General features: G+C 39.4%; 17 protein-coding genes and 4 tRNA genes. 7 read left to right on the forward strand and 14 right to left on the reverse strand.

Annotated features, from left to right (window positions below; translation table 11 throughout):
- Positions 1–72: 72 nt before the first annotated feature.
- Complete coding sequence (locus tag FTV50_RS06255) at positions 73–2,841, reverse strand: pitrilysin family protein (protein WP_180023863.1); 2,769 nt, start codon at positions 2,839–2,841, stop codon at positions 73–75.
- A gap of 149 nt (positions 2,842–2,990) precedes the next feature.
- The gene (locus FTV50_RS06260; protein ID WP_180023864.1) at positions 2,991–3,812 is read right to left on the reverse strand and encodes a PhzF family phenazine biosynthesis protein; all 822 of its coding nucleotides are present in this window, start codon (positions 3,810–3,812) and stop codon (positions 2,991–2,993) included.
- Positions 3,813–3,916: 104 nt separating this feature from the next.
- On the opposite strand from FTV50_RS06260, the gene FTV50_RS06265 reads away from it, so the two are divergent.
- Positions 3,917–4,537, forward strand: coding sequence for a flavin reductase family protein (locus FTV50_RS06265; RefSeq protein WP_180023865.1), 621 nt, complete (start codon positions 3,917–3,919; stop codon positions 4,535–4,537).
- Between the two features lie 96 nt (positions 4,538–4,633).
- Positions 4,634–5,365, forward strand: a complete 732-nt coding sequence (gene gloB / locus FTV50_RS06270) for a hydroxyacylglutathione hydrolase (protein WP_180023866.1) — start codon at positions 4,634–4,636, stop codon at positions 5,363–5,365.
- 91 nt (positions 5,366–5,456) lie between these two features.
- On the opposite strand, the gene FTV50_RS06275 is transcribed toward gloB, so the two are convergent.
- Positions 5,457–5,723, reverse strand: coding sequence for a hypothetical protein (locus FTV50_RS06275; protein WP_111883866.1), 267 nt, complete (start codon positions 5,721–5,723; stop codon positions 5,457–5,459).
- Positions 5,724–6,164: 441 nt separating this feature from the next.
- Between FTV50_RS06275 and FTV50_RS06280 the strand changes: the two genes are divergently transcribed.
- Entirely contained in the window at positions 6,165–6,368 is a 204-nt protein-coding gene (locus FTV50_RS06280) for a hypothetical protein (RefSeq protein WP_078188846.1), read from the forward strand.
- 305 nt (positions 6,369–6,673) lie between these two features.
- Here the strand turns inward: FTV50_RS06280 and FTV50_RS06285 are convergent.
- From FTV50_RS06285 to FTV50_RS06310, 6 genes are all read right to left on the reverse strand, one after another.
- Positions 6,674–6,758, reverse strand: a tRNA-Leu gene (locus FTV50_RS06285).
- Between the two features lie 73 nt (positions 6,759–6,831).
- Positions 6,832–6,916: transfer RNA gene (locus FTV50_RS06290), tRNA-Leu, on the reverse strand.
- Positions 6,917–6,952: 36 nt separating this feature from the next.
- A tRNA-Trp gene (locus tag FTV50_RS06295) sits at positions 6,953–7,026 on the reverse strand.
- 37 nt (positions 7,027–7,063) lie between these two features.
- Positions 7,064–7,148 (reverse strand) — tRNA-Leu (locus FTV50_RS06300).
- A 107-nt stretch (positions 7,149–7,255) separates the two neighbouring features.
- Positions 7,256–8,080, reverse strand: a complete 825-nt coding sequence (locus tag FTV50_RS06305) for a protein kinase (RefSeq protein WP_180023867.1) — start codon at positions 8,078–8,080, stop codon at positions 7,256–7,258.
- The gene (locus tag FTV50_RS06310) at positions 8,058–9,569 is read right to left on the reverse strand and encodes a DUF3336 domain-containing protein (protein ID WP_180023868.1); all 1,512 of its coding nucleotides are present in this window, start codon (positions 9,567–9,569) and stop codon (positions 8,058–8,060) included. The genes FTV50_RS06305 and FTV50_RS06310 overlap by 23 nt, the downstream gene beginning before the upstream one ends.
- A 189-nt stretch (positions 9,570–9,758) precedes the next feature.
- Between FTV50_RS06310 and FTV50_RS06315 the strand changes: the two genes are divergently transcribed.
- Complete coding sequence (locus tag FTV50_RS06315) at positions 9,759–10,631, forward strand: ATP-binding protein (protein ID WP_180023869.1); 873 nt, start codon at positions 9,759–9,761, stop codon at positions 10,629–10,631.
- A gap of 69 nt (positions 10,632–10,700) precedes the next feature.
- On the opposite strand, the gene FTV50_RS06320 is transcribed toward FTV50_RS06315, so the two are convergent.
- Together FTV50_RS06320 and FTV50_RS06325 are read right to left on the reverse strand one after the other, a co-directional pair.
- Positions 10,701–12,044, reverse strand: coding sequence for an amidase (locus FTV50_RS06320; protein ID WP_180023870.1), 1,344 nt, complete (start codon positions 12,042–12,044; stop codon positions 10,701–10,703).
- A complete protein-coding gene (locus FTV50_RS06325; protein ID WP_257223864.1) occupies positions 12,041–13,321 on the reverse strand; it encodes an MFS transporter in 1,281 nt (426 codons plus the stop codon). Before FTV50_RS06325 ends, FTV50_RS06320 begins: the two co-directional genes overlap by 4 nt.
- A 112-nt stretch (positions 13,322–13,433) precedes the next feature.
- Here FTV50_RS06325 and FTV50_RS06330 point away from each other — a divergent pair, with 112 nt between their 5' ends.
- Positions 13,434–14,402, forward strand: coding sequence for an Lrp/AsnC family transcriptional regulator (locus tag FTV50_RS06330; RefSeq protein ID WP_180023872.1), 969 nt, complete (start codon positions 13,434–13,436; stop codon positions 14,400–14,402).
- Between the two features lie 40 nt (positions 14,403–14,442).
- On the opposite strand, the gene tsaD is transcribed toward FTV50_RS06330, so the two are convergent.
- A complete protein-coding gene (tsaD, locus tag FTV50_RS06335; protein ID WP_180023873.1) occupies positions 14,443–15,459 on the reverse strand; it encodes a tRNA (adenosine(37)-N6)-threonylcarbamoyltransferase complex transferase subunit TsaD in 1,017 nt (338 codons plus the stop codon).
- Positions 15,460–15,605: 146 nt separating this feature from the next.
- On the opposite strand from tsaD, the gene rpsU reads away from it, so the two are divergent.
- Both rpsU and FTV50_RS06345 read left to right on the forward strand, forming a co-directional pair.
- Positions 15,606–15,821: a 30S ribosomal protein S21 gene (gene rpsU, locus FTV50_RS06340; RefSeq protein ID WP_001136722.1), complete on the forward strand. Its 216-nt coding sequence runs from the start codon at positions 15,606–15,608 to the stop codon at positions 15,819–15,821.
- A gap of 39 nt (positions 15,822–15,860) precedes the next feature.
- A complete protein-coding gene (locus FTV50_RS06345) occupies positions 15,861–16,307 on the forward strand; it encodes a GatB/YqeY domain-containing protein (RefSeq protein ID WP_078193617.1) in 447 nt (148 codons plus the stop codon).
- A gap of 114 nt (positions 16,308–16,421) precedes the next feature.
- Here FTV50_RS06345 and FTV50_RS06350 read toward each other — a convergent pair whose 3' ends face one another.
- On the reverse strand, positions 16,422–16,979 hold the full coding sequence (locus tag FTV50_RS06350; protein ID WP_180023874.1) for a GNAT family N-acetyltransferase: 558 nt from the start codon (positions 16,977–16,979) through the stop codon (positions 16,422–16,424).
- Positions 16,980–17,026: 47 nt separating this feature from the next.
- Complete coding sequence (locus tag FTV50_RS06355) at positions 17,027–17,386, reverse strand: hypothetical protein (protein WP_180023875.1); 360 nt, start codon at positions 17,384–17,386, stop codon at positions 17,027–17,029.
- Positions 17,387–17,466: the final 80 nt, after the last annotated feature.

Below are 17,466 nucleotides of genomic sequence, written 5' to 3' on the forward strand. Positions count from 1 at the left end.
GATAATCTTACAATCAAGTCATACAATGCAGCTCAAAAAAAATCCTCCAGATGGAGGATTTTTTTATTAATTTTATTTTTGAGTAGATTTTACAGCTTGACCATATTGGTCAGCCATCACCTCAACCAAACGCTCAGGTTGAATATATTTTTTGATGACAGCATTAACATCCGCTTTGGTCAAACTAGCAATACGTTGATCACGCTTTTCACGATAGTTTAAATCACGACCTTTTTCTAACTGTGGAATCAACATGCTATGAATGCGACGGTCATCTTCAAGTGCAGTTAAACGCTTTTTCAAAATACTGGCTTTGGCTGCTTCTACTTCCTGTTCCGTCACGCCATTTTTCAATAAGTTTTGCAACACTTTATGAACAGATTGAGAAACTTGTGCTGATTTACCCGCAGTGTAGTTTGCATCAATACTCAGTACACCTGAATTCACCCATTCATCAAAATTAATGTCTGCACTAAAACCATAAACCAGTGCATTCTTTTCACGTAACTCTTGAGCTAGACGTGAAGACAACTGTGAATCACCGAGTATGTGGCGTAATACTTGTAGCGCAGGAGAATCGGTATGCTCTACACCTACAGGTAGAGTCATAATGGCTTGGTAACTACCAAACTCACGCTGTTCAGACAATGCATGCACTTTCTGTGCAGGATACGCTGTAAATGTAGACTCTAAGCGTTGATATGGCTCACTGGTTTTCCAATCTGCAAATTCTTTTTTCAGAATTTTTTCTATTTGCTTGGTATCAAAATCACCTGTTACCGCAATTTGTGCATGCTGTGTTTTAAAGAATTTTTGATGTAACTGCTGCACTTGATCACGTGTAGCTGACTCAATTTGTTTTTTCGCAAGTTCAGGTTCGAAGTGATAACGAATATCCCCCGGCTGATAGATCTCGACAATACGCGACAGAGTCATTGCAGCAACGGTATCCGGCTCTGTATAAGGTCGATCCAAACTCGACAAACTTTGCGCTTTGATTAAATCAAATTGGGATTGTTCAAATGCTGGCGCTTTAATAACATCAATGACATATTGCAAAAATTCAGCAAACTTTTCTTTACGTGCAACCATTTGAATTATGAGGCCATTATCATTTGCACTGACCGTTGCACCACCACCAACATCAATAATTTTATCGGCAATTTGCTGTAAATTTTGATCTTTAGATGCACGGAACATGAGATAAGCTGTCAAATCTAGCAACTCACCTTTATTCATTAAGCTTTGCGCTGTACCAAAATCCAATGCAATCGTAGCATAGGTCTTGTCGTCACGTGTTTTAGTTGGAAACAACGCATACTGAATGCCGTTTTTAAATTTAGCGCGCTGAATCTGCTTTTCTTTCTGATTTAAATATTGCTTAGACTCTGCAACATATTGCTTCACTTCAGCACGATAAACACTCGCATCTTTCAACGGCTCTTCTGCAGGCGCTTGCTGATCTAAAGTTTCAGCAGGTTTCGACGCAGCCTGTTGCTGTGCTTTCTTCTGGTCTTCAGGTGTTGGTAGAATATTTCCTGTGACACGGTATTCAGGCTTTAGAAAATCCTTATACACTTGATTCACGTCGCTTACACTCAGCTTTTGTACTTTATCTAAGTCTCGGAAATATTGAGACCAGTCCCCGTTATAAGCCACAGTATAAGAACTAAGACGCTCGCCAAGTGCTGTTGCGCTATTTTTGACATTGTCAGCCATATTTCGAGTCAGGCTTTTAACACGGTTTAGCTCGACGTCATTAAAGGCTTTATTCTGCTCTACACCTTGTGCCAGACTGGTTGCCACTTTGTTAGCATCATGACTTGGGCCATATATCGCCCCCATAAACACCAAATTAAAATCTTTATCTAACCATGTGGTGGATTGAACTGCGGTTGCTATCCCTGTTTCCACCATGCTTTGATACAAATGCCCACTTGGCTGTAAGGTATACAAAGTTGGAGATACCGCCAAAGCGGTTTTAATCGGTTCGACTGCACCATTTAAATAAATATTAAATTTACCAAAGTCACTGCCCTTATGAACGGTAAATTCGCGTTGCTTTAATTTCGTTCCATCTAATTTAGGGACTTTGGCCTGTTCAGGAATTTGGCGTGCGGCAATTGGGCTAAATTGTTGATCAATTTGTTTTAATACAGCCGCTTTATCAAACTTACCAGAAATCACCATCACTGCATTATTTGGCGCATACCAACGGCGATAGAACTGGTTTAATTCGTTCATATTGATGGATTGAAGTTCTTTCAAATCACCTATCGGTAAGCGGCCTAAAGATTGATTGCCATAGGCTTCTTTTAAAACTTGGTCGATTAACACTGAAAATGGCTGATCTAAACGAATTTCACGTTCACGCTTAACGATATCAATTTCTGTCGGTACAAATTTTTCCTGAAGTACCAATTTATCCATCCGTTCTGCTTCCAAATGCAAAACTTGATCGATTGAACTTTGTTCAGGACGAATCACATTGGTGTATTTCGTTGAATAATAATCCGTACTGGCATTGGTCATCAGCGTGAATTGGTCTAAACGACGCTGAAATTCATCACCTTTGACATTTTCAGTGCCTTTAAAGGCCAAATGTTCGAGCAAATGTGCCAAACCACCTTTGCCCGCAGGGTCATTTAAAGAACCCGTGAAATACACCGTATTCATAAACACTTTGCTTTCTTTATCGTTTTGCGCCAAAACCACACGAAAACCATTATCTAATTTATATTCTTCAATGGCTTGTTCAGTTTTAACCAATACAGGTTGAGCAAAGAGGCTTGTACTTAAACCTGCAAAAAAAAGTGAAAGCGTTAAATGTTTAATACGCATGTAATTCAAGTGTCCTTTATATTTAGTATCGATCAGCGTAGTGCTGTCGATCAGATTGGTTTTGATTTTATGCTGAGCTTTTCTGGATTAATAGTTACTTTTTATTAAATACATGCTGCAGAATGAGACAGCATGTATTTGATTTATTTTCAGATATAAATGTCAGACTGCATATACAAACACGCATAGCCTGAGATTTCTATACGGTCATTTTCAAGCATTTGACAGTGTAACTCACCACCACGACTCGATGCTTGATACGCCAAGATTTGAAGTTTTTCTAGACGTTCTGCCCAAATAGGCACGATTCCAGTATGAATAGAACCCGTAACAGGATCTTCATTGATGCCATTACCCGGTGCAAAATAGCGTGAAATACAGTCATATTGCTGGGCTGCCGCAGTGATTGCAACATCAGTGATCGTACCCGGCGCTGTGATGGCGGTGCGGATTTTGCCAAGACGTTTTAAAATTTCAAAATTCGGTTGTTCGTCCAAAACTTGTTGAGCCGTTTCGTATTCCACGATATACGCCTGCGTATTCAGATAAACCTGCTTAAAAGGTTGACTCAACCCTAGACGTAGCTCTTCAGGATATTCGCTCACGACCTGTGCCCGACGCACAGGGAAATTCATCAGAATTTTTCCATCTTCAGCTTTATTTACGCTAAAAATACCGAGATTTTTGACATGAAATTGGATATTTTTTTCAGCCGTATAAAACTCAAAAAGCACATAACTACTGGCCAATGTCGCATGTCCACAAAAGTCCACTTCAGTGGTCGGTGTAAACCAACGAATTTCATAATTGCTGCTGTCGATTTTTTTCACAAATGCAGTTTCAGACAGATTATTTTCCAAAGCAATCTGTTGCATCAAGTGTTCATCTAACCATTCATCCAACACCAAAACCGCCGCTGGGTTGCCTTTAAATAACACTTGGGTAAATGCGTCCACTTGATACATTTTCATTGATAGAACTCCTGATTTAGTGATTTATATTAAAGGCTTTTGAAAATATTTCATGCGTTATATGCTATGTAACAACACTTTTTAATAAAACATCTAAGTTTTAGATGAACTTAAATATAGGCACAATTTTGAAAACGCATATTCACCCCGTTCCTTTAGAAAAATCATACCGACTTTTGAATCATGGGCCGACTGTGCTCGTCTCTGCTCAGGATCAAACCCATACTGGTGTGATGACTGCTGCATGGGCATGCGCCTTAGAGTTCAATCCTGCAAAAGTGACGGTAGTACTGGATAAATCAACTAAAACACGTGAGATTATTGAGAATTCAGGCTATTTCGCCTTACAAGTACCGACACTGAAACAACTCAAACTGGTCTATGCACTTGGCATGATGAGCCAACGTGATGCGCCAGAAAAATTACGCCAATGTGGCGTGGAATTATTTCAATTTAATGCCTCAGATATTCCTGTAGTTGAAGGTTGTGCTGCTTGGCTACTGTGCAAACTTATTCCTGAGCCGCACAATCAACAAGCGCACGATCTGTTTATTGGCGAAGTCATTGCTGCCTATGCAGACGACCGCGTCTTCCGTAACGGACATTGGTATTATCATGAAGTAGAAGATGAATGGAAAAGCCTACATCATGTTGCTGGCGGGCACTTTTATACCATTGGTAATCCTGTATCTGTAGATAGACACCAGACTAAAATAGCGCTATGAACTCTGTCGTTTATTTAGGGTTGAAAATGGATAATCATACCTTTTGAGCATTTTCATGCTAACTTTAACTTAATTTAAAATATTGAATGAATGGATATGGCGTTTAAAATACATACATTGGATGTCAAAAATTCACTGCAAAATTATATTTGGCTGCTTGAGCACACCGAAAGTCATGATGTCATTGCAGTAGATCCTACTGAAGCTGCCTTGGTCGAGCGCTATTGTCAGGAACATCAGCTCAATCTTACGCAAATTTGGCTAACGCATTGGCATAAAGATCACGTTGGTGGCGTACCAGAACTTATTCAGGATAAAAACATTGCCGTTTACGGTCCCCGTGCAGAATTGAGCCGTATTCCATGGGTGAATTATCCTCTCGATCATAATGACCGTTTTGAATTTCATGGTCTTGAAATTGAAATTACAGCAACTCCCGGCCACACCCTCGGTCATATCGTATATTTTATCGATGACATTCATACACTTTTCTGTGGCGATGTATTATTTGCTATGGGCTGTGGACGTGTATTTGAAGGCACCTTTCAACAAATGTACGATTCATTGAACCGTATAGCCGCATTCCCTGCTGAAACTCAAGTGTATTGTACTCACGAATACACCCTATCGAATGCGCAGTTTGCGCGGCATGTTGAACCTGACAATCTTGCCATACAACAGCGGTTTGATGAGGTTGAATCCCTGCGCATGCTCGGACAATGTACTTTACCAAGCAGTATTGAATTAGAACTAGAAACCAATCCATTTTTACGCGCAGAAAGTGTTGAAGCGTTTCAGCGCTTAAGAGAACTCAAAGACAATTTTTAATTGGATTGCAAGGTATAAGCATTTTAGATTTCATCACAAATAAACTGTTTTATTTGTGATGAATGTTTCGGGCCGATTTATCATTTTATGTTTATAAAATTTGATTGGTTGCAGCAAACTCATCCAGTTCAGCTTGAGTCACAACTCGAACGGCTTGCATTTCATCGATACGTACCATCAATAAACCACCTAATGCAGGCTGATAACGTCGCGCACTGCCAAAAGGCGTATACGCCACTTTGGATTGCTCCGAAAAGACCAACCAATCTTCATGTCCAAGCATTACCGCAACAGGCGTCTGCCCCGCTTGTTGCATCTGTTCAATTTTTGCTTTTACAGCGTGCTCAATGTTCTGCATGCGTTCAATCTACTTATACCAATAGAACATAGTATAAAAGCTTTTCGATAAATCTTGATGAGAAATAGCATTGCCAGCTCACCTATCCAGCGAATTAGGCTTTGAACAAGCTGTTATTTGCAATCCACAACTGCATGCCCAAACAGCTGTGCATTCTAAGCCAAACAATCGTTTATTTTGCGCACAGCTTCTCTATAAACATAGTTCAGATTTTAAGCCAGCAGTTAAAACCCAAATTTTTAAAATACGTTATATTTACTTACATTAAGTTTAGCTTGTTATAAAACAGCGAGTTAAATAAGTTTATACCGTTTACAAGCCGATAATCTGTTTATTTATCCATCAAAATTTCATATTTTAAATAAAAGTTTTCCATTTCCCCTTTAAAAAATATTTTGACACCCCTATTTAATATTTTAATGATTGATAAGGAGTTCGCTCGTGAAAAAAGTGGTTAAAGCAAAAAATTTAGTTGCCTTCCGTCTTTGGTTAGAAAAGTTAGGATATTCTGTTCGTACACTGGCAGATAATCGTGGATTTACATTCAGTTTTAAAAAAGAATATGGTCTAGTGACTGTAGACTTGTCTGGTAATGCTTTGGCCATGCAGCTCGGTGAAGAGTTTGAAGATCATTTAAAGGCATAATCTTCATTAAAATTTATTCGAACGATTAGAAATAAATGATTTAATTCGATTGATTCGAATCCGCATTTCTAAATTTGCCCGTATATGCGGGCTTTTTTTCACCTTTGTTTTACTGACTCATTTTAACGAGATAAATTTCAGACAATAAAAAAGCAAGATAAGACATCTTGCTGTATCTCTGGTTCATCATTCTTTCATTAGATTTTTTTATTAGAATTAGTCTTCAAAAAAGACCATGTTTAAGACACTGATTTTTTCGAATTTCAAAAACAAAAAAGCAAGGTATAAAACCTTGCTTAATCTAATGGTGGGGACGGAGAGACTCGAACTCTCACACCTCGCGGCGCTGGAACCTAAATCCAGTGCGTCTACCAATTTCGCCACGTCCCCAACTCGGGTGCTGACAATGTCAGACTTTAATTTGTTTTAAAAACCTGTTTATTTGGCAACTTAATAAATTAAGTGGTGGGGACGGAGAGACTCGAACTCTCACACCTCGCGGCGCTGGAACCTAAATCCAGTGCGTCTACCAATTTCGCCACGTCCCCAACAGGGTTGCTGACAATGTCAGACTTTTTAAAACTTGGCAGAGGATCAAGGATTCGAACCTTGACGAACGGTTTTGGAGACCGTCATGCTACCATTACACCAATCCTCTGTGACCTTCATTACCAAACTCATGTTTAGTAATTCAGTGGTGGGGACGGAGAGACTCGAACTCTCACACCTCGCGGCGCTGGAACCTAAATCCAGTGCGTCTACCAATTTCGCCACGTCCCCGATGGCTGTGTATATTATAGAGATCACCCCTACATGACAAGCCTTTTTTATAAAAAAGCATCTTGTTTGTTTAAATAAAAAACAATAGTGCCTTTTTTGTATTTTTCTTAAGCAAATTCAGCAACTAAGTCGCTTTTTAAGCGATAAAAATCCACCAATCTGTCATTTTTTTGCTTCATCAACATGTGTTGCAATAGCTGATTAAACCCTTGATATTGCATCGGCAGATCAAGCTTTAAGCGTTGGCAATGTAAATAGGCCCAATCTTGATAGTTTTTCGCCTCTAAACGCTGTGATGTCAGCCATTCCAAGAAAATAATCCCCAGCGCATAGATATCACTGTGCAAAGATTTTGCTTGTCCATGGAAAAGTTCTGGAGCCATATAACGTGGTGTCGCAGTTAAGGCATTTTGCTGATCAAAATCTAATGGTAGCGCTTGCTCAAAGTCGATGAGTCTGCACTGCCCTTGCCAATTCACAAAATGCTCTTGTTTTAAATCTGCATGTATCCAACCGTGCAAGCTTAATCGTTCAACCACATCGAGAGCTTGCCATAGCACCTGCCTCACCTGTTCGATGCTCAAACTCGATGCAGGCTGTAAGAACCAAGGCTCAGCATTGGGCAGTATTAATAGGCGATCAATAGGCTCTTGCTGAATACTGAGATGCGTCTCTTTTATCACTTGAAAAGGTAGCGTGATACTGTTTTGTGTAGACGCTTGATTGAATAGCTGGTACAGCTCAATTTCTCGACCAAAACTAGCTACATGTTCAGGGCTGCTGTCACTGACTTGCGCCTTGAGCCAATGACGTTGTTGGTTGAATTGAAATTGATATAGACGACGGCCAAAAACCAAACTTTTGGTTTTGGTTTTTGGCTCGCAAATGGTTTGCGCTAAATCTGTGGATTTAAACCGCAATAAATTCTGCATGTCGTTGACTGGGTTCATTTTGATAATTTAATAATTCCAAACAATGCTGAATGGTCTTACCAATGCGGGCTTGCGTTTCGATTAATGAAATCTTCGGCCAAGTGGCTCTTTCACCTTCACGCTGCAATACTTTAAACAGATAAGGTCGAGGATTTTGCAACATATAACTATAGTGTCTTAAGCCATATTTCCCCACAATATTGACATCACCATAGTAACGCTGATCCACCACGCCATAACCATGATCAAGCAACCGTCTTACCGGTGGAATACTTCCTGCGCGCTCACGGGCGAAATCCATCACCCCTTTACTAATCACCTTACCTTGACGACGAACGATCCGCTCAGGCCAACTCAACATGCTTTTACGAAAGCGTGAAGCATCATCCTGCATAAACGGCACAATATGCGGATTGACCTGACTAGCGATACTATAATTAATATTATACAAACGCGCCATTTTCTCCTGTGGGAAATCACTGCGCACACTGCCATCCACCCAACGCGTTGCCGACATATATGGCGTAAATTGCCCGTCATAACGCTTACTGGTCAGTCGTACCGGTGGAAATAGAATAGGCACTGCACATGATGCCAGCACCGCACTCCAAACCAACAAATCGGGTGATGTATAGGCATTCATAATTCGTGCATCTTGTGATGCATCATAAGGCGCAACTGCCACATTGATATGCAGACCTGATTGCTTATAAGCTTCGGCAAAAGTTAAGTCACCTAAGTTTTCAACCAAAAACTTTTTCAGATATTTTACATCAGCCAAACCGCCATTACCCTGCACTAACTCAGTCAATTTACGAAAGTGAAATGCCTCACTAAAGAAATTTTGTCCGTTTAATAAATTGGTAAATTCTGACGGTTTAGATACACCCAACATCCCGGTCATAATGGCGCCAGCACTGGAACCAGACAGAACTTTTGGCATCAAATCTTGTTCCATCAGTGCTTTACACACACCGGTATGAAACAAACCTAAAGTTGAACCGCCTGAAAACATCAAAACAGGTTGACCATAGGCTTTTTGGCTTTGTTCAAAGAATTCAATTTTTTGTGCAGCATCAAGACAAACGCATTCTTCAGATGCGATAAATGCCAAACTTTGACTCACCTCATCAACATAGTCTTCAATAATTTTTTTGGTGCCGACGTAGGCTTCTGTAAACAGTAAAGGATGAGCAATATTGCCAACATCATAAGTTAAACCTTCACTTAAAATGTACATCAAATCTCGAGTACGTTTCTGAGCACGATATCGTCTCAGTAACCCTAAACGATGAGTAATAATTTCTGCATCAAAGTACGGTGAACTATTATCGAATTTCCATTCTTGCGCACCCGATTCTTCATCTATTTTAAGTGCGATATCTTTCCATTCTTCATAACATTCAGCACGGTCGAGCTGACGCTTTAATTTTTTTATCCGATATGCCTGATGTGGATTAATACTTTTTGAAAACCCTGTAAACAACATGACTATCCCTCAGCACACTTTAAACTGTTCACTCAGCTAGATTTATAACAACTTTTTGGTTATTCGAATAGCGCTGATCTCCTAGAACAATCATTTAACTTTGACATATTGAGGCGATTATAACTGCATTATTGATGTACACTGCTGTCATATACTAACCAACAACAAGACACGACAAGCTGACTTATCATGGCTACAATTGATTTACCTGACAACATCCTTCAATCGCTATCTACTGTACTCTTACAATTACAGCACAGTTTGCCTGAGCTTAAACAAGCACCCGATTTTTCGAGTATCGCTTTCAAATGGCAAGATAAGCAGCTTAAGGCCATTAAACAGCCCAAAGTCATGTATTTAGAAGACTTAAAAGGAATTGAACGTCAAAAAGAAAAAGTGATTCAAAACACTTTACAGTTTTTAAATGGCTTACCTGCCAATGATGTTTTACTCACTGGCTCTCGTGGTACAGGTAAATCATCCATCGTCCGTGCTCTGCTCACCCATTATGCAGACCAAGGTTTACGTTTAATTGAAATTGAGCGTGATGATCTATCTGATTTGCCAGAAATTCAAAATTTAATTAAAAATCGCCCTGAAAAATTTATCGTATATTGTGATGATTTGGCATTCAATGCTGAAGATGAAAACTATCGCAGCTTAAAAAGTGTTTTGGATGGTTCATTACAATCAGGTTCAAGTAATTTTATTATTTATGCTACCAGTAACCGTCGTCATTTATTGCCAGAATTCATGCATGAAAACACACCTGTAACCAAGGTAGATGTGCCTCAATATACCGAACTTCACCCTCAAGAAGCGATTGAAGAAAAAATATCTCTTTCTGACCGCTTTGGGATGTGGCTGTCTTTTTACCCAATGGATCAAAATTTATATTTAGAAATTGTTGAACATTATTTGGCTAAAGCTGCAATGCCTTGGACAGATGAAGCGCGTGCTGAGGCACTACGTTGGTGTCAAGGTCGTGGGCAACGTTCAGGGCGTGCTGCTTATCAATTTTCAAAGCATTGGATTGGGTCAGAACAACTTAAACAAGCCTAGAGCCCAAAAACTAAATAAAAAAAGAACCGCTATAGCGGTTCTTTATAATTGAATATGACAAATGATTCTTTAATTCTGACAAATAGGTGGAAGGACAGAACGAATACCTAAACCATTGGCAATTTTCTGCACTGTGTTTACCACATTAACATCATTAGCTTGATATGAAACCAACTGAATACCCATCGGCAGTCCATTTTCACTTTGAGTCATTGGAAAAGCATAACTTGGTGCATCTAAATAGTTAAATGGACGCGTGTATTCACCCACATGACTAAACTCGGTATCCGTTGAGCTTGACACAGCTGCAAGGAATGGGCTCACTGGAAACAGCAAACATTGACCATTTAAAGAAGCTTTAAATGTCTGCTGAAACTCAGTTCGCTCTGCAATCAATGACTCGTATTTTTCCTGTGAAATACTCTTACCGCGTAGCACACGCTGACGAACTAATTCCCACATCTGTGTTTCAGCATTTTCAGCTGTATCGCCATGATATAAATAACTTTCATAAGCAATAATGTCAGACGTCCGGTCCGATAAATCATGAAAATCGAAATGTGCAGGTGGTTGCCAGTTTTTAATTTCGATTCCCAATGATTCAATGCGTTTTAGCCCTTCGCGCCAAAGGGTTAATACCTCAGGCTCAAGCGGATATGGAAATGCAGATTCATCTAAAGCATAAATTACATTTTGACTTGATGCCGCTCCAACATCTACATCCATCAATACATTAACTAAAGCGCTAATATCATCTGCAAATCGTGCAAAAGGCCCTAGAGTATCTAAAGTTTTGGATAAAGGTACTGCACCCGTGTCGGCAATTTTATGGGCTGAAGGTTTAAAACCAAATATGCCATTTAATGCTGCTGGTGTACGAATCGAACCACCTGTATCACCGCCAAAGGCCATAGGACTAAGACCACTAGACACAGCAACCGCTGAACCTGAAGATGATCCACCCGGTGCAAATTGCTGCTCTGCCCACGGGTTTTTAGGTGTGCCTTGCATTGGATTTTGACCAGACAAACCAAAAGCCAACTCGGTCATTTTAGTTTTACCTAAAATCACAAAACCTAAATCTTGCAATTGATCAACCAGTTTACAGTTCGCTTGCGCTTTTTGATCTAAATAAACCGTACCTGCATAGGTGATATGACCCGCTACATCCAAATTATCCTTTAGTAAAATTGGCACACCATGAAATGGACTCAATCGTGTGCCTTGCTGAAGCAACTCATCTAAATGTTGTGCCTGTTGCAAAGCCTCGATTTCGAATAATTCCGAAATACAATCTAGCTGTTTAAATGTTTGGTTTCGATCAATATAAAATTGAACTGTCTCTACTGAAGTTATCTTTTTGCAGGCAATCTGGCGACCAAGCTCAAGTGCAGATAAATTCACAATATTCATTTTATATCTTCCAAACCTTTTCCTGCCGTTTCAGGCATTTTCATAAATGTGATTAATGTTAATAATGCGCCAACCAATACCATAAAATAGAAGTAATCTTGTTTACCAATACTTTGTAGCCAAGTTAGCACATACGGTGTTGTGCCGCCGAGTAAAGCCACCATCAAGTTGTAGGGTGCGCCAATGCCAACTGCACGAACTTCTGTCGGAAATTGTTCAGACATGACCGCGGGGCCAATGGCTGTATATAAAGCATATAAAACCAATCCAAAAAGCTCGACCAATAAAATCGATGCAAAAGTCCCATCCATCCACTTAATGATTGGATAAAAGAAAACTAAATATCCCGCAGCAAATACGATCAACTGCGGTTTACGACCAATTTTGTCTGATAGCCAGCCAAATACAGGCTGACACAGCATAAAGATAATTAAGCCAACAGTATTTGCAGCAAAGGCTGTTTGTGGCTCTGCACCTAAAACTTTAATGGCATAGGTCGGGACATAGACCACAAAAATATAGAATGCAAATGTTGTTAAGATAGAAATACCCACAATACGAAGCGTTTCTTTCGGATGACGTTTAATCAGTACAACCAAAGGATTTTTTACTGATTCTTTTTTATGGGTCATTTCGCTATCAGGTACTGATTTACGAATCCACATACCCACCAAGCCGCCAATCGCACCCAAAATAAACGGAATACGCCATCCGTATTCGCTCATTTGCGTTTCAGTTAAAGCACTTGTTAAAGCCCAAGCAAGACCTGAGGCCATCAAAATACCAATCGCTGAACTGAAAAACATAAAGCTTGAATAGAATCCGCGTTTATTTTTTGGTGCCATCTCTGAAAGATAAGTTGCCGCTGAAGCGAACTCACCACCCAAAGATAAACCCTGAAGTAATCGCGCTAATACCAAAATAATCGGCGCAAAAATACCAATTGATTCATAGGTTGGTGAAAGACCTATCATCAAAGAACCACCTGCCATCATTATGATGGTTGCGGCCAAAGCTGCTTTTCGACCATAGCGGTCAGAAAAGATACCCAATACGATTCCACCTAATGGGCGCATGAAGAAACCTACAGCAAAAATTGCGAAGGTCGCAAGCAAGGATGCAGTTGGATCATCTGAAGGGAAAAATTGTTTCGCGAAAAATACTGCAAAAGTTGCATAAATCGTCCAATCGAACCATTCAATAGCATTTCCTACAGTTCCTGCAAGAATAACTTTCTTTTGTGATACATTTCCTTGTGTGGGAATTGAGTTTTGCATTTTTGACTCATCCATAAGCGTCTCATTTAATATTTAGACATAAATACAGGTTGTATTTTATTTTCTAGACTTAAATTTAGATTATAATTAGTTTTTAGACAAGTCAATCATCATGAGTGAATCTTTTAGTTTCGACGAAATCGATACTGCATGCATCAAAGCTCTTATCTCCAATCCGAGAGGATCATGGCGAGAACTGAGCCAGATTAGTGATGTCCCTGAAAAAAAGCTGTCTCGACGTCTAGGTAGATTGCTAGATGACCAAGTTATACGAACTGCAATTGAATTAAATCCTGTGGTTGCCAATAAGGGTTACACCGTTCATGTCTGGATCAGTGTGAAATTTGGGAAGGAAAAAGAAGTTGCGCAATTTTTTGCAAACCGTCCAGAAGTACGCATTGTTTTTCTAACCACAGGACTTGCCGATATTTTCCTTGAAATTGGATTAGAAAAGGCCGCCGATCTCTCTGTTTGGATGCATGATTTTGTTACGCATATTCCGGATATTAAAACCGTAGAAACCCAAGCCGTTTTAAAACCATTTACTTGGGCAAGCAAACCCAAAGCTTTAGAAGGTACAAGCGATAAAAACGTCAATTTTAGAAGTTTGACTGAAATAGAGTTAAAACTGATTCATGCTCTGTCTATTGATGGGCGTTCATCTATTAAAAGTTTGGCAGAGCAAATCGAACTCAGTGAACATAAAACTCAGAAATTATTGAATGATTTATTGGAAGAAGGCATTTTCAACATTCGTGTCGATGTAGAACCCAGTTTGATGGGCTATAAGTCCGAAGCGATTATTTTGATTAAAGCTCGTCCAGATGCAGCAAATCAAATTGCCAAAACCTTGTCTGAACTTAAAAACACACGCTGCCTATTTGGCATTAGTGGAGATTCACAATTTTTCTGGCATGTCCTATGTAATGATTTAAGTGATTTATGGAAACTCATTACAGAAGATCTTGGTAATTTTGAAGGCATTCAATCTTGCAATACTAACATGGTGACATTGGCATTAAAACGTGCAGGATTTATGCGAAAAATCAGCAGCGCGCAGTTATTTTCAAATTTAGATTAAAAAAAAGAACCGCAAATGCGGTTCTTTTTTTTAACGATTTTTACGCTTCGTTTGGATTACTCAATTCCGTCATCGGCCAACGCGGTGTAGTTGTAACAGACAAACCATCATGCTGACCCGCCTTAAGACGCTGATAACCTGCAAACGCAATCATTGCACCATTATCTGTACACAGCGCAGGTTCTGCATAAAACACATTTGCACGGATTTTTGCCAAGTCAGCTTCTAAGCGCTCACGTAAACGCTTGTTTGCACTTACACCACCGGCAATAACTAAACGTTTTAAACCCGTTTGTTTTAAGGCCTTCACTGATTTTTTCACCAATGTATCAACCAACGCTTCTTGGAATGATGCAGCGATATCCGCCTCACGACCTTCGCCTTCAACTTTTTTTAGTTGAACTGAAACGGCAGTTTTTAAACCACTAAATGAAAAATCTAAACCTTGGTGTAGCATTGGACGTGGAAATTCAAAGGCATTGATGTCACCATTGATCGCCAATTTCGAAATATTTGGACCACCTGGGTATGGTAGACCCATCATTTTAGCGACTTTATCGAATGCCTCACCTGCTGCATCATCAATCGACTCACCCAATAATTCATATTGACCAATTCCATAAGCAGCCATCAATTGAGTATGTCCGCCAGAGACTAAAAGTGCCACAAATGGAAATTCTGGTGGAGTTTTAGACAACAGCGGCGCCAACATATGACCTTCCATATGATGTACACCAATTGCAGGTTTATTCAGTGCAAATGCCAACGTACGACCAAACAATGCGCCTGTCATTAATGCACCCATCAAGCCTGGCCCGCGAGTATATGCAATGGCATCAATTTCAGATTTATCCATCTGACTTTCTTCAAGCAATTGTTTTAATAACGGAATTAACTTACGCACATGGTCACGTGAAGCTAATTCAGGTACCACACCACCATATTCTGCATGCAGTTTGATTTGGCTATACAATACTTGTCCGCGTAATCCTTGCTCACTATCGTAGAGTGCGAGTCCTGTTTCATCACACGAAGTTTCCAAGCCTAAAACGATCATTAAACTGCCTTTTGCCCATTTCAAAATATTGCGAAACCTATTATAGACTTGTGATATGAGATGTAAATGAGTAAAATACTGACCTTCACTTGTGATCAAGGGTAATTCGACCCGAGATCTTATCCATAACTTAATGAGGATTCTTCATGCCACAAGTTAAATTGAAAGAAGGCGAACCAGTAGACGTAGCTATCCGTCGTTTCAAACGTTCATGCGAAAAAGCGGGTGTTCTTGCTGACGTTCGTAAACGTGAATTCTACGAAAAACCAACTCAAGAACGTAAACGTAAAAAAGCTGCTGCTGTTAAACGCTACCAAAAGAAATTGGCTCGCGAATCAGTACGTACTACTCGCCTTTACTAAGATTAATTTGTGATTGATTGACTAACCTGGACAAGATAAATGACTACTTTAAAAAACCAAATAACTGAAGTTTTAAAAGCCGCTATGCGTGCTAAAGAAATGGACAAGTTAACGGTAATACGTAGTCTTCAGGCAGCAATCAAGCAAATCGAAGTCGATGAGCGCATAGAGCTTGACGATAAGCAAGTTCTTGCGGTCATTGAAAAGCAAATCAAACAACGCAAAGAATCGGTTAAAGCCTTTTTAGGTGCAAATCGAGATGATTTAGCTAGTAAGGAACAAGCCGAGATTGAGGTGTTATCTCAATTTCTACCAGAAGCTATGACTGAGGAAGAACTTGATTCCATCATTGCGCAAACAATTACTGCGCAAGAAGCTACTAGCATGAAAGATATGGGTAAGGTGATGAACTCTCTACGTCCGCTCATAGCCGGACGTGCCGATCCTGCACAAGTTTCAGCTAAAATTAAAGCGAAACTCTCTTAATCTTTCATCTATATTGTTTGATTTGGTCTATTTAAGTACGCTGATGACTTAAATAGCCAAATTATCCAAATTCAAAAATAATTCAAATTCATTCATCATTTATAATTATCTTTCTTATTTAACGATTTCATACTTACAAATATCTCGCCAACTTCCATCTACTGGATTTTGAATTGCAGCTTGTTCGATTTCAATCAATTTAAAATTTGCTCGTTCACATAGACGTCGTGCTTGCTTGTTCTCTACATCTACAAAAGCGTTTAATTGCTGAAATCCTAGATCATTCAATAATTGATCCACAAATAACTGCAAAGCTTCTGTCATCAAACCCTGCCCTTTAAATTCAACATTTCCACAAAATCCAACGGCAGCTTGGTTTTCCATCCAATTGATTTGATGAATATCCATGACACCTAAAAAGTTATGCGACTGTTGCTCACGAATCACATAAACAAAATTTTCCTTATTTAACGCTGCCAACACTCTCGAATCACAACATGCCAATGAAGCATCTAAATTAGGTTCTTGTAAGGACCAAGCCAAACTTGCAGGAAATATTCGTAAGGTTTCTATACTTTGACAAATAGCCTCATAAAGTGCTTTTGCATCGTGGCGCTGAATCAACTGAAGCGTGATTCTGCCATGACTCATACCAAAATCATCGAGTTTCATTTTTATTCAGTTTCTCGTGATGATTTAAAATGCTTATCAATTTATTTTTAATTTAGGGCACATTGCACATTATATTTTTTTAATAATTGCATCTCTTTTGATGCGATCACCTGCTGAATCACATCCTGCTTATTCATATTACGGTACTCACGATCTAAAAATGCACGATTTTCGTCTGCAGCACGATATAGATCATTTACATAAGTCTGAACAATACCGCAGTATTTCACTTGCTGGTCTGCTTTAAATCCCTGTTGCTGTGGGTCTAACTGACTAAAAAATTGGCGTACATCAGTTTTATATTTTTCGTTAATATCATTCACAGCAATCACATATTGTTCTGCGCTAGCTGCTGCAATATTCGTTGCTAAACCCAACAGACAGGCCACCAAAATCATATTTTTCATTTGTAAGTTCTTAATCATAAACATTTTACATCCAGCTAGTTTACACTGATTAATCTAAGCCACTAAAACTACAATTTGCA

This window comes from Acinetobacter sp. YH1901134 (assembly GCF_013416965.1).
Taxonomy (GTDB): domain Bacteria; phylum Pseudomonadota; class Gammaproteobacteria; order Pseudomonadales; family Moraxellaceae; genus Acinetobacter; species Acinetobacter amyesii.